We start from the raw sequence: 13,038 nt of genomic DNA on the forward strand, positions 1-13,038 counted from the left end.
ATAAGTTGTTCACAGAATTGAAACAACTTATAAAAGCTTTATATCATTAGGGTTCCCGCTGTATTTTTGAAGAATATGAAATATACCTTAGTTTTTCTATATAAAGATAATGCTTATAATGAAAATGAGTGTGTTAGGAATGAAAAGAATATCAACAATGGGGAGCGATAGAAGTGAAAAAGAAATTGTTGGCTATTGCGCTAGGAACATCAGTCGTTTTTGCTTTAGGAGCGTGTGGAAATAAAGAAGAGAGTAAACCTTCGAACCAGTCTGCAAGTACAGACAGTGCAGAACAAATTTTCCAAAGAAGTTGTGCTGGGTGTCACGCAACAGATTTATCAGGGGCAACTGGACCTGATTTAAGAAAAGTAGGCGGTAAGTACGACGCGGCAGATATTGAAGAAATTATTAAAAAAGGTCGCGGTTCAATGTCACCAGGACTTATTCAAGGTGAAGATGCGAAAAAAGTAGCTGAATGGTTAGCTGAACATAAATAAAAAGGGGTAAAATGGACGAGTTGATTCATATAATCAACTCGTTTCCCTTTTTTTGGAATGTAACATAACTGTAACAAAAATGTATCCAAACTGGAAACCGTTTGATGTTACAATGAGGTTTGTAGAATTTTGCTGAAATATATTACATAGAGTAGTATTGCTTAGAAAAAGAGTATAAGTAGACTACCTTCAACAAGAGTCGGTTAAAAGAGAATGAAGGTTTAGCTTTTATTTTCAAATGTACAGAAAAGTATTTCGAAAAAAATCATTAAGTATTGGGTGATAAATAATGATAAAAATGACGAATGTTTATAAGGAGTACCCGAATGGTATGAAAGCCATTGCTGGTCTCACAGTTAACATTAAACAAGGCGAGTTTGTATACGTAGTTGGACCGAGTGGAGCCGGAAAATCTACATTTATTAAAATGATGTATCGTGAAGAGAAGCCATCTACAGGATCAATTAATGTAAATGGACTTACTATCGAGTCATTAGCAGAAAGAGACGTTCCATATTTCCGTCGTCAATTAGGCGTGATTTTCCAAGACTTTAAATTACTACCTAAATTAACGGTATATGAGAATGTTGCGTTTGCCTTAGAAGTAATTGAAGAAGAGCCAGATGCAATTCGTGAGCGTGTAACAGAAGTGTTAGGTCTTGTAGGTCTTGAAGATCGTGCAGACGCACTTCCAAGCGAACTTTCAGGCGGAGAGCAGCAACGTGTTGCGATTGCGAGAGCAATTGTTAATAGACCAAAGGTTGTAATTGCCGATGAGCCAACAGGTAACTTAGATATTGAAACAGCTCTTGATATTATGAAGATTTTCACACGCATTAATGAGCGTGGTACAACGATCGTTATGGCGACACATAACGCAGATATCGTAAATACAATCCGTCATCGTGTAATCGCGATTGAAGGCGGAAAAATTGTTCGAGATGAGATGGAGGGAGGATACGGATATGAAGGCTAAGACCCTTAGTCGACATTTGCGAGAAGGTGTAAAGAATCTATCACGTAACGGATGGATGACGTTTGCTTCTGTTAGTGCAGTAACAGTTACATTATTACTTGTAGGTGTCTTTTTAACAGCGATTATGAATATGAACCATTTTGCGACGAAAGTAGAGCAAGATGTAGAAATTCGTGTACACATTGATCCAGCAGCAAAAGAAGCTGATCAAAAGAAATTAGAAGATGATATGAGTAAGATTGCAAAAGTAGACTCTATTAAATATTCTTCTAAAGAAGAAGAGTTAAAACGTTTAATTAAAAGCTTAGGCGATAGCGGAAAGACATTTGAGTTATTTGAACAAGATAACCCACTTAAAAACGTATTCGTTGTAAAAGCAAAAGAACCAACAGATACAGCAACAATTGCGAAAAAGATTGAAAAAATGCAGTTTGTAAGTAATGTTCAGTACGGAAAAGGGCAAGTTGAACGATTATTTGATACTGTAAAAACTGGTCGTAACATCGGGATTGTGTTAATTGCTGGTCTTTTATTCACAGCGATGTTCTTAATCTCTAATACAATTAAAATTACAATTTATGCTCGTAGTACAGAAATCGAAATTATGAAACTTGTAGGTGCAACAAACTGGTTTATTCGTTGGCCGTTCTTATTAGAGGGATTATTCCTAGGAGTATTAGGATCAATTATTCCAATTGGCTTAATTCTAGTTACGTATAATTCGTTGCAAGGTGTGTTTAACGAAAAACTTGGCGGAACAATTTTCGAACTTCTACCATACAGCCCATTCGTATTCCAATTAGCTGGTTTACTAGTGTTAATCGGGGCTTTAATCGGTATGTGGGGAAGTGTAATGTCAATTCGTCGCTTCTTAAAAGTATAAAAAGTTGCAAACATAATTCGTACAAGCTTATCATATAGTAGAAATAGGTAAAGGCATCACACACTGTGTGATGCCTTTTGCTACACCACCTGTGTGTTTTGGAAAGGGGAATTCCGCATTGAAACGTAGAGTTGCAATTATTGGAATGGTTGTTGCATTTTTAATTGGTGCTGGCGGAATGTTTGCAGGTATGTCTTTATTTGGGGTTAACCCAGCAGAAGTAACGCAAACAATTTCGAATGGAAACGCTAGCACTGCGCAAGGGAATTTGGCAAAAATTAATGAGGCGTATGCACTAATTGATTCACGTTATGTGGAAGACGTGAAAGATGAAAAATTAGTCGAAGGTGCAATACAAGGCATGTTGTCTACGCTGAAGGACCCTTATTCCACGTATATGGATAAAGAAACGGCTAAACAGTTTAGTGAATCGCTTGATCCTGAGCTAGAGGGGATTGGGGCTGAGGTGAACAAGACGGATGGTAAGCTTATTATCGTATCTCCAATTAAAGGCTCACCGGCAGAAAAGATTGGAATTAAACCGAATGACCAAATTTTATCTGTAGATGGAAATAGTGTGAAAGATTTATCACGTGAAGAAGCGGTATTAAAGATTCGTGGTAAAAAAGGAACGACTGTTGCGATTGAAATTAAGCGTGCAGGAGTGGCTGATCCGATTGTATTTAAAATTAAGCGTGAAAAAATTCCAATCTTCACAGTGTTTAGCTCTGTGAAACAAGAGAGCGGAAAAGATATCGGTTATATGCAAATCACTTCTTTTGCTGAAAATACAGCGAAAGAATTTAAGGATCAGTTAAAAGAGTTAGAGAAGAAAAACATAAAAGGCTTAGTTATTGACGTACGTGGTAATCCTGGTGGCTACTTAAATAGTGTAGAAGAGATACTAGGAGAAATTATGACGGATAAAAAGCCGATGCTACAAGTAGAACAACGAAATGGTGAGAAGAAGAAATTCTCTACGGAACTGAAAGAGAGAAAACCATATCCGATTTCAGTATTAATTGATAACGGAAGTGCTTCTGCTTCAGAGATTTTAGCGGGTGCGCTAAAAGAGGGAGAAGGATATGATTTAATTGGTGAAAAAACGTTTGGCAAAGGTACTGTTCAGCAAGCTGTTCCATTTAAAGATGGCAGCAACATCAAATTAACGATGTTCAAATGGTTAACACCGGATGGAAACTGGATTCATAAAAAAGGAATCAAGCCAACTGTAGAAGTGAAACAACCAGATTATTATCATGCGACACCAATTCAAATTGAAAAGACACTTTCATACAATGCAAATGATGTACAAGTAAAACATGCCCAAGAAATGCTTAAGAGTTTAGGGTATGTACCAGGACGTGAAGATGGATACTTTAGTAAAGAGACAGAATCAGCACTGAAAGCATTCCAAAATGCGAATAAGATGGAAGCGACAGGACAGCTCGATAAAAAGACAGCTGAGGCGATTCAAACGAAAATTATTGAAAAAATCCGTTCTGGAGAAAATGATCTACAATTACAGTCAGCATTAAAATTAATGGCGAAGTAAAGTGAAACTTTAATCAGTGGGGGGCTTCATCCCCCACTGATTATTAGTTGAACCAATCGGACTTTTATGGACAGTTGACTCCCCACCTAAATTCTTTGTTTTCGCTGAATTTTGAGGTGTGAGGCTTACTGCCCATTAAAGTGGGATAAAAAGAAATACAGGCAGTTTGCTGCCTGTATTTTTTTGTGTTAAACAAACGTTTGTCCAGTTATGATAATATAAAAAGAAAGAATGATATAAATGGTGGTGAATGGGTTCGTGGAGGCATGGATTTTTGAAATAATGCGGGCAGTTGGACGTTTTTTCTTACACCCTGCTGTCTATGTATTTTTAATAAGTAGTATCTTCGTTGGATACTTACGTATGTTACGAGAACGAAAAGATTTTTCTTTTAAAGTTTATGATATTTGGTTTGAACTTCGAACATCTTTATTGGCGGGAGTTAAATACGGATTAATCGTATCTATCATTACGATTGGGCTCGGACTTGTTGTTTCTAAGGCGAGCTTATGGGCCATTTTACTTTGGACGTTACTATTTGGATTAACTGCTATGTATCGATATTTATCAGCAGCTTATACGTTTAGTGTCGCGATTGTATGTGTTCTATTATCTTCTAAGCTACCAGTTTCTTTCTTACAGCTTGGAGAAGGTGAAGAGAATACAATCGTATCCCTTGCTATTTTGCTAGGCATCATGCTCATTGTAGAGGGTTTGTTGATTTCTAAAAATGCAGTAGGATATTCGACGCCGAAGATTAGAAAGGGGAAGCGTGGACTAAAGATTGGTTTACACGAATCAAAGCGTTTATGGATCGTTCCTATTTTTATTCTTGTACCAGGTGAAGCAGTAACGCAGTTTATTTCATGGTGGCCTGTCGTGTCAATCGGTTCACATACATATTCTCTATTCCTCGTTCCATTTTTAATTGGATTTATGAGAAGGATTAGAAGTTATGAGCCGACGGAAGCTTTATTATTTACAGGAAGACGTGTGTACGGATTAGCAGGACTTGTGCTTGTTTTAGGAATCGCAAGTTATTGGTGGCACGTACTTGCCATTATTGCAATGGGCGTTGCAATGCTTGGACGTTTTACAATTTCCATGCAAGAGAAAATTGCGGATGAAACAAGACCAGCATACTTCGCTGCACGTAATGATGGACTCGTTGTACTAGATACAATTCCAAATACAATTGGAGCAGAGCTGAATTTACTGCCTGGAGAAATGATTACGAAAGTAAATGGAGTCATTCCAAGAAGTGCTGAGGAATTTTATGATGCGCTTCAAACGAAGACGACAGGAGCATTTTGTAAGTTAGAAGTATTAGATACAAACGGAGAGTTACGTCTTGCTCAAACGGCATTATACGCTGGTGGACATCACGAATTGGGTATTGTGTTTGTTCAGCAGGAGCATGAATGGGATTCGGAAGCGATGTAATAGAAGAAAAGGTATCACCTTGTGGTGATGCCTTTTTTTGTGTAAGATGGGCGGTAGTTATAGTACATGAAATTTATATCGGCGATTATCGGAATATATCAGCGCAACTTGAGATATATCGGCGATTATTGAAATATATCAGCGCAACTGAAATTATATCAGCGATTATCCAAATATATCGACTTTCCGGCAAAAAACGACAACTATCGCAAACCTTATTTTAGTTTCATAGTCGAATCACTTGAATAATTATTTGATAATGATTATCATTTAGGGAGTCTTTTTGATTTTGGAAAATGGAGGGAAGATATGCTACGTAAATTTTTTTCTTATTATAAACCGTATAAAGGTTTATTTATACTCGACTTTTCTTGTGCGGTCGTCGCAGGATTACTAGAACTTGGCTTCCCGCTTATCGTAAATCAATTTATTGATAAGTTATTGCCAGGGCAAAACTGGACGCTTATTTTATGGGCTTGTTTCGGTTTACTTGCAGTGTATATGTTAAATGCAGGCTTACAGTACGTTGTTACATATTGGGGGCATATGCTCGGTGTTAACATTGAAACAGATATGAGGCAAAAATTATTTGATCATATTCAAAAGCTATCATTCAGATTTTTTGACAATAATAAAACAGGTCATTTAATTTCACGTCTTACGAACGATTTAATGGAAATTGGGGAAATTGCTCACCATGGGCCAGAAGATTTATTTATCGCTGTAATGACTTTAGTTGGGGCATTCTCATTTATGATGATGATCAACTGGAAGTTAGCGCTATTAACGTTCTTCGTCATTCCATTCCTATTATGGTTAGCACTTTACTTCAACAAAAAAATGACAGGTACGTTTAGACGTTTATTCTCAGACGTTGCTGATTTCAATGCATGTATTGAGAATAACGTTGGTGGTATTCGCGTTGTACAAGCATTCGGAAATGAAAAGTTTGAGAAAGAGCAATTTGCTGTGAACAACGCTCGTTTCCGTACAACGAAATTAATGGCGTATAAAATTATGGCGTTAAATTCATCGATTAGTTATATGCTCATGCGTCTCGTAACGCTCTTCGGCTTAATATGCGGTACATGGTTTGTTCTGCAAGGTGAATTAACGTACGGTGGATTTATCGGATTCGTTCTATTAACGAATATTTTCTTCCGCCCAATTGAAAAAATTAATGCGGTAATCGAAAGTTATCCGAAAGGGATCGCCGGTTTTAAAAGGTATGTAGAGCTTCTTGAAACAGAGCCAGATATTGTAGACTCTAAAGATACGATGGAAGTGAAACATGTACACGGTGATATTCAATATAACAACATTACATTCGGATATGAAAACAAAGAACCGATTTTAAATGATATTAGTTTGAAAATACATGCAGGTGAAACAGTTGCGTTCGTTGGACCATCTGGAGCTGGGAAAACGACGTTATGTAGCTTATTACCACGTTTTTATGAGCAATCATCTGGATCCATTCAAATTGATGGTATTGATACGAAAGACATGACGTTATCTTCACTTCGTAAGCAAATTGGAATTGTGCAGCAAGACGTGTTCCTATTCTCTGGAACGATTCGTGAAAATATTGCTTATGGAAATTTAAAGGCGTCAGAAGCTGAAATTTGGCAGGCAGTAAAACGTGCGCAATTAGAAGACTTAATTTACTCACAACCAGACGGTTTAGATACCGTTATTGGTGAGCGCGGTGTGAAACTTTCAGGCGGACAGAAACAACGTCTAGCAATTGCTCGTATGTTTTTGAAAAACCCGCCAATTTTAATATTAGATGAAGCGACTTCCGCATTAGACACAGAGACGGAACTTGCGATTCAAAAATCACTTGCTGAACTATCTGTCGGTCGTACAACGTTAGTTATCGCTCACAGACTTGCAACGATTAAAAATGCAGATCGCATCGTCGTTGTAAATAAAGATGGGGTTGCAGAACAAGGTTCACATGATGAATTAATTGAGCAAGGCGGGGGATACAGTAGGTTATACGAAGCGCAGTTTAGTTCGTAAATATAATTTGTACGGAATTAGTGCACCATAAGTACGTAAAAATCTCATATGGGAGGCTATAAGTATGATTGTAACAACAACGTCTACAATTCAAGGAAAAGAAATTATTGAGTATATCGATATCGTCAATGGAGAAGCGATTATGGGCGCGAATATCGTTCGTGACCTTTTTGCCTCTGTTCGTGACGTTGTCGGCGGTCGTGCTGGCGCTTATGAAAGTAAATTAAAAGAAGCACGCGACATCGCAATGGAAGAAATGAAAACTTTCGCAAGACAAAAAAATGCGAATGCAATTGTTGGTATCGACGTGGATTACGAAGTGGTTCGCGAAGGGATGTTAATGGTTGCGGTGAGCGGGACTGCTGTTCGTATATAAAGTAAAAAGCCGTGCTGGTGCACGGCTTTTTGTATGCTATGTCGAAGTTTCAATATTTCTTGGGAAATGCGGAAGGTCCCGTCGATATATAGGGAAGACATTAGAGTGCTTCTTTACATTTCCGGATTTCAACTAATAATGTTTCGTATTCTTGTTCGAGAGATTTGATGTCATCGTGATGATTTGGTATGGAAATTCGGCCAATGATTTCTGTTAATTTTGTTTGTAATCGTAACAATTCTTGTTCGGTAACGTTTACAGAATCCTCGGTTGTTCTCTTGGTGTATTGCTCGTAATTACCGTGGAATACTCTAGGTTCACTCTCGTCTACTTGTAGAATATGGTCTGCCACAGAGCGAATAAAGGCACGGTCATGGCTAATAAAAAGTATAGTGCCAGGATATTCTTGTAACATGCTTTCTAATTCTTCTTGTGTTGCTAAGTCTAAATAGTTTGTCGGTTCATCAAGCAGAAGCATATTATAGTTTCCTAAAAATACTTTTGCGAGTGCAACCTTCATTCGCTCGCCCCCGCTTAGAACGTGCACAGGTTTATGAACATCTTCACGGCGGAATAGAAGCCGTGCAAGTATTGTGCGAACGAACGACTCTGTATAGTTTGTTTCTTCTAGCACATTTTCTAAAATGGTTTTATCCGTTTTTAAAATGGATAGTGTTTGTTCAAAGTACCCAATCTTACAACTTTTCGAAAGCTGAATGCCACGCTCGTTTGCAAGAAGCATGTTGAACAGGGTCGTTTTTCCACTTCCGTTTGCCCCTAAAATAGCAAGCTTTGCACCAGGGACAATCGTTCCGTTCATATTTTTGAATAGTGTGCGGTCATCTATTTTCTTTGTTGCTTTATTAAACTGTAATGCCACTTTACTATGAATGGGTGTATGGTATTGCACGTCAAACTGAGCTTGAGAAAGATCCTTTGGCTTTTCCTTTTTTTCTAGTTTTTCAAGACGTGTTTCTAATGCTTTCGCTGCTTTACTAACCTGTTCTTGGCCATGAGCCCCACTTAATTTATACAGTTTAGATTCAGATGAACTGAACCGTGTTGGGATTTTTGTCATGCTAGAAGCACGTTGCTTTTTTTGTAAAATGGACTGCTCTAAACGATTTTTTTCTTGTACATATTGCTCATATTCTGCTTGTTTTTGTATTCGCTCACGTTCTTTTTGCTTGCGATAGTTTGAATAATTACCTTTATACTCTTGAATAGTGCCGTCTTCGATTTCGATGATTTTTGTACATATTGCATCTAAAAAGTCACGATCATGTGATATTAAAACAAGTGCCCCTTTATAAGATAAAAGTGCCTTTTCTAATTGTTCTGTACCGGCCATATCTAAGTGGCTTGTTGGTTCATCAGCGAATAAAATGCCTGCATTCTGTTCAAGAGCGTGGGCAATCTTTAGACGCATTCGTTCACCGCCGCTCATTGAATCTGTAACGTTTGAAATGCACCATTTTCCTTTTGCGAGAGAAGAAGCGGTTTCTGGTAGTTCTTCGCTAAGCTGAGGAATGATGCTGATAGAACTATGATGAGTTACTATGCCTTTGTCAGCTTCTATTTCTTTACTTAATATTTGTAATAACGTAGATTTACCAGCACCGTTGACTCCGACAATTCCTATGCGATCCTGTGATTGAATTTCCAGTGATGGTAACGTAAATAGTGTACGATCACCAAAGCTTTTTTCAATATTACGTGCGAATAAAATAGTCATAAAAAAACCTCCCTAGTTTCACTAGAGAGGATAAATGTCGTCCTTGCATGTAAAAATCGTACATAAATAAACGATTTTTCACATGATCGTTTCGAAAGAAAGTATCGACAAATGGACAGACTAATCCTCTGCTAGTTTTCATCATTTTTGTTCACTATTTGTGATGGATGAAATAAATAAGAGAATTAGAACTTCATTGGTCAAAGTACCTTCCTTTCATAATATTACTTTTATTGTATGCGCATACAAACGAGTTTGTCAAACTTATTTCAGCTTGTGATTTTTGAATTCGTTATTATAAATTTGTGCTTTCGCTAGCGCCTCAGCATCATTTTGAATTTCATTTAATCCATTCGCATCCCCAATAATATAACCTTCAAATGATGAACCAACAAAATCAAAGATGTATTGGAACTGGGAGATAAGCGGTAATGCTTTTAGTTTCGGATTATCGCCGCCAACGATAACAACGTACATTTTTTTGCCTTTCATTTTTTCTTTGAAATGAAGGGATGTATCACGCAAGCTTTGTGACCAGCGATCGATGAAGTTTTTCATATGACCACTCATCCCGTACCAATATAATGGTGTAGCAAAGATAATTGTGTCGTGCTCTAACATGCGCTTCGTTAACTGCTCGTAGTCATCATCTACAGGTTGGAATCCTCCTGCATCATGACGCTGATCTGTAATAGGATAGACTGTGTGATCACGTAAATAAATTTGTTCTGTTTCAATTCCATCAATCATCATATGTGTTAAAGCTTCCGTATTTCCATTTTGTCTTGAACTGCCGTGTATAACAAACATGTAATCATTCCTTTTCTTTTGCTTTTTTAGGAGTGAAACGTGTTTTTGCAAATTCGTTTGAATATTGGAAAGCAATGAAATTTGCTTTGTTACTTCATTAAGTTTATCTTCATAAAGCGTAAGGATGCTGCTGCACGGATTGTCGTATAAGTGCGGTTCAATTTCAAGGCAGCGCAGCATCCTTGCCGTCTCTTCTAAATTTAAGCCAATTTGTAAGTACATTTGAATAAGCTCCACTTTTTCGATGGCACTTTCGTCAAAATCACGATAGCCATTTGCGAGGCGCTTCGAAGGGAGTAATCCCTTTTCTTCGTAATGTCTTAGTGATCTTTCGCTAACGCCAGTTTCTTTTGATAACTCCCCAATTCGCAATGCGTTTCACTCCTTTTACATGTATTGTAAACCTTCACACTAATGTGAAGGTCAACTCTGTTTTTTCGCAAAATAATCTACATGATTTAAAAACACTTGAATAGCTTTAGACGGAATAAAATATTTGCCGCGCACGATGGAGAATGGACGGATGAGTTGTTCATTTGGAATTTCGACGTGGAATAGTTCTTTTGCCAGTAGCTCTTTCCGTACAGTCCAATCAGAAAGTATAGCGATGCCAAGCCCGGCAGCGACAGCTTCCTTTACGCTTTGGATACTACTAAAGGTAAAGAATCGTTTCATTTTTAAATGGTGTTGATGAATAAAGCGATCGCTATAAGCACGTGTTCCGGAGCCACTTTCTCTTAATACCCACACTTGATCTTGGAGTGTCCTTTCATTTATTTCATTTTTGCGGAGCAGTGGATGATTTGGCGGGACGACGAGTTTCATTTCATCTTGCATAAATGTTTCAACGTCAACGTCGGCGTATACGACTTGCCCTTCTACTAAGCCGATATCAATTTGATTAGAGCGAAGGCTTTGCAAAACGTCTTCTGTATTTGAGATAAAAGTATGGACTTCGACGTGCGGATTTTCATTCGCATAGTTAGCGAGTATTTTTGGAAGTAAGTATTCGCCAATTGTAAAACTAGCACCGATGCGAAGCGTTCCTGTTACAACGTTATGTAGCTCGTTAATTTCTTGTTTGGCATCTTCGTAAAGAGAGAGCATTTGCTTTGCGTGTATATATAATATGTTTCCGGCCTCGGTCACTTGAACGTGCTTCGGGGATCGCTGAATGAGTGTAGTCCCAAATTCGTTTTCTAAGTTGCGAATGTGCATACTTACGCCAGGCTGTGAAAGGTTTAATAATTCTGCTGCACGAGAGAAGTGTTTCTGTTCAACAACCGTAACAAAAATTTTTAAAATGTCTACGTTCATATCATCTGCTCCTTTCTTTTTCTATCATCTTATCATAAGTATTTCTGATGATAGGGATTTGGTATTGGTATTAAACTTATTATAGAAACTCTCTTATAATGTAAGTAGAAAGAACATGCATGTTCCAATACGATTATTGGAGTGGTTCAAAGTGGAACAAACACTTGTTATACAAAAGAAGAAGCGTTTTGGATTTTCGCAAGGGATTGGGATTACATTATTAATCGCAATTGTGGCGAAATATTTAGCGGAGCTTCCATTTTTAAATATTATGGGACAATTAGTAATTGCTATTCTACTTGGGATGGTTTGGCGTGCGGCAATTGGAGTTCCTCATGATGCGATTGCAGGGACGAATTTTGCGAGTAAGAAGTTGCTGCGCTTTGGAATTATCTTACTTGGAATGCGATTAAATCTTGTTGATATTGCGAAGGCGGGACCGAAAGTATTGGTTATCGCTGCGGTTGTTATTACATTTACGATTTTCGTTGTATATGGACTAACGAAAGTATTTAAGGTAGAAAAGAAACTTGGGATTTTAACAGCATGCGGGACAGCAATTTGCGGCGCGGCAGCGGTCGTGGCAATTGCGCCGCAAGTGAAAGCAAAAGATGATGAAACGGCAGTTGGGGCTGCAATCATTGCAATTTTAGGTACGATATTTACGCTTATTTATACGTTGTTATATCCAGTGCTTGGCCTATCGCCGTATGGTTATGGTGTATTCTCAGGGGCGACGCTGCATGAAATTGCTCATGTCATCGCAGCTGCGGCGCCAGGAGGAAGCGTGGCTGTAGACATCGCAGTTATCGTGAAGTTAACGCGCGTTGCAATGCTGGTACCAGTAGCGGTTTTAATTGGATTATGGTTTGGTAAGAGTGAAGGAAGCAGGGAAAAAAGATCATGGCGCGACCTTCCAATTCCATGGTTCATCTTCGGATTTTTAGCAATGAGTGCAGTGCATTCGCTCGGGATTATTCCAGAAGTTGTTGCGGGATATATTGTAGTCATCGCTTATATGCTTATCGCAATGGCGATGGCGGGGCTTGGTTTAAATGTAGAGTTTAAAACGTTCCGTAAGTTAGGAAGCAAAGCATTCGTGGCAGGGCTAATTGGATCGGTTTGCTTATCGGTGCTTGGATATGTTCTTGTATATGCGTTAGGATTTATGTAGTAAAGGAGAGAGCTGTTCCCGAAGGTATATTTGGGGGCAGCTTTTTCTTATGCTTATCTTGCTACGAATGTCGGTATTTGTCGGTAAGTCGATATATTCGAAAAATCGCTGATATAAATGGAGTTGCGCTGATATATTTGGGAAATCGCCGATATAATTTCAGTTGCGCTGATATATTCGAAAAATCGCTGATATAAATGGAGTTGCGCTGATATATTTGGGAAATCGCCGATATAATTTCAGTTGC

11 protein-coding genes and 1 pseudogene are annotated in these 13,038 nt (G+C 38.2%); 8 read left to right on the plus strand and 4 right to left on the minus strand.

Annotated features, from left to right (window positions below; translation table 11 throughout):
* Positions 1-173 precede the first annotated feature (173 nt).
* From cccB to PDQ68_RS19835, 7 genes are all read left to right on the plus strand, one after another.
* Positions 174-497: a cytochrome c551 gene (gene cccB / locus PDQ68_RS19805; RefSeq protein WP_000727968.1), complete on the plus strand. Its 324-nt coding sequence runs from the start codon at positions 174-176 to the stop codon at positions 495-497.
* A 289-nt stretch (positions 498-786) separates the two neighbouring features.
* Positions 787-1,473: a cell division ATP-binding protein FtsE gene (gene ftsE / locus PDQ68_RS19810; protein WP_000594318.1), complete on the plus strand. Its 687-nt coding sequence runs from the start codon at positions 787-789 to the stop codon at positions 1,471-1,473.
* Entirely contained in the window at positions 1,463-2,356 is an 894-nt protein-coding gene (gene ftsX / locus PDQ68_RS19815; protein ID WP_000645019.1) for a permease-like cell division protein FtsX, read from the plus strand. The genes ftsE and ftsX overlap by 11 nt, the downstream gene beginning before the upstream one ends.
* 118 nt (positions 2,357-2,474) lie before the next feature.
* The gene (locus PDQ68_RS19820; RefSeq protein ID WP_000830290.1) at positions 2,475-3,911 is read left to right on the plus strand and encodes a S41 family peptidase; all 1,437 of its coding nucleotides are present in this window, start codon (positions 2,475-2,477) and stop codon (positions 3,909-3,911) included.
* Between the two features lie 240 nt (positions 3,912-4,151).
* Positions 4,152-5,354: a PDZ domain-containing protein gene (locus PDQ68_RS19825; protein ID WP_061184248.1), complete on the plus strand. Its 1,203-nt coding sequence runs from the start codon at positions 4,152-4,154 to the stop codon at positions 5,352-5,354.
* 309 nt (positions 5,355-5,663) lie between these two features.
* Positions 5,664-7,379 (plus strand): ABC transporter ATP-binding protein, encoded by a 1,716-nt coding sequence (locus PDQ68_RS19830; RefSeq protein ID WP_061184249.1) that lies wholly within the window; start codon positions 5,664-5,666, stop codon positions 7,377-7,379.
* Positions 7,380-7,443: 64 nt separating this feature from the next.
* Positions 7,444-7,755, plus strand: coding sequence for a heavy metal-binding domain-containing protein (locus PDQ68_RS19835; protein ID WP_000637523.1), 312 nt, complete (start codon positions 7,444-7,446; stop codon positions 7,753-7,755).
* Positions 7,756-7,855: 100 nt separating this feature from the next.
* On the opposite strand, the gene abc-f is transcribed toward PDQ68_RS19835, so the two are convergent.
* The 4 genes and pseudogenes from abc-f to PDQ68_RS19855 all read right to left on the minus strand — a co-directional run bounded on the left by abc-f (position 7,856) and on the right by PDQ68_RS19855 (position 11,617).
* Positions 7,856-9,490 carry a ribosomal protection-like ABC-F family protein gene (abc-f, locus tag PDQ68_RS19840; RefSeq protein WP_061184250.1) on the minus strand — a complete coding sequence of 545 codons (1,635 nt, stop codon included), beginning with the start codon at positions 9,488-9,490 and terminating at the stop codon, positions 7,856-7,858.
* A gap of 264 nt (positions 9,491-9,754) precedes the next feature.
* Positions 9,755-10,300, minus strand: a complete 546-nt coding sequence (locus PDQ68_RS19845) for a flavodoxin family protein (protein ID WP_000497604.1) — start codon at positions 10,298-10,300, stop codon at positions 9,755-9,757.
* 9 nt (positions 10,301-10,309) lie between these two features.
* Positions 10,310-10,672: pseudogene (locus PDQ68_RS19850) on the minus strand (MerR family transcriptional regulator); the annotation flags it as partial.
* A gap of 51 nt (positions 10,673-10,723) precedes the next feature.
* Positions 10,724-11,617 carry a LysR family transcriptional regulator gene (locus tag PDQ68_RS19855; protein WP_061184251.1) on the minus strand — a complete coding sequence of 298 codons (894 nt, stop codon included), beginning with the start codon at positions 11,615-11,617 and terminating at the stop codon, positions 10,724-10,726.
* Positions 11,618-11,768: 151 nt separating this feature from the next.
* Here PDQ68_RS19855 and PDQ68_RS19860 point away from each other — a divergent pair, with 151 nt between their 5' ends.
* Positions 11,769-12,791 carry a YeiH family protein gene (locus PDQ68_RS19860; RefSeq protein ID WP_061184252.1) on the plus strand — a complete coding sequence of 341 codons (1,023 nt, stop codon included), beginning with the start codon at positions 11,769-11,771 and terminating at the stop codon, positions 12,789-12,791.
* Positions 12,792-13,038 lie beyond the last annotated feature (247 nt).

Origin of the sequence: Bacillus cereus group sp. Bc010 (genome assembly GCF_027716745.1) — a bacterium.
Lineage (GTDB): Bacteria > Bacillota > Bacilli > Bacillales > Bacillaceae_G > Bacillus_A > Bacillus_A pacificus.

What these genes read in the sequence shown, in the direction of transcription:
- ftsE (WP_000594318.1), top strand. Translation starts at nt 787, where the DNA reads ATGATAAAAATGACGAATGTTTATAAGGAGTACCCGAATGGTATGAAA.
- ftsX (WP_000645019.1), top strand. Translation starts at nt 1,463, where the DNA reads ATGAAGGCTAAGACCCTTAGTCGACATTTGCGAGAAGGTGTAAAGAAT.
- PDQ68_RS19825 (WP_061184248.1), top strand. Translation starts at nt 4,152, where the DNA reads ATGGTGGTGAATGGGTTCGTGGAGGCATGGATTTTTGAAATAATGCGG.
- PDQ68_RS19830 (WP_061184249.1), top strand. Translation starts at nt 5,664, where the DNA reads ATGCTACGTAAATTTTTTTCTTATTATAAACCGTATAAAGGTTTATTT.
- PDQ68_RS19835 (WP_000637523.1), top strand. Translation starts at nt 7,444, where the DNA reads ATGATTGTAACAACAACGTCTACAATTCAAGGAAAAGAAATTATTGAG.
- abc-f (WP_061184250.1), bottom strand. Translation starts at nt 9,490, where the DNA reads ATGACTATTTTATTCGCACGTAATATTGAAAAAAGCTTTGGTGATCGT.
- PDQ68_RS19845 (WP_000497604.1), bottom strand. Translation starts at nt 10,300, where the DNA reads ATGTTTGTTATACACGGCAGTTCAAGACAAAATGGAAATACGGAAGCT.
- PDQ68_RS19855 (WP_061184251.1), bottom strand. Translation starts at nt 11,617, where the DNA reads ATGAACGTAGACATTTTAAAAATTTTTGTTACGGTTGTTGAACAGAAA.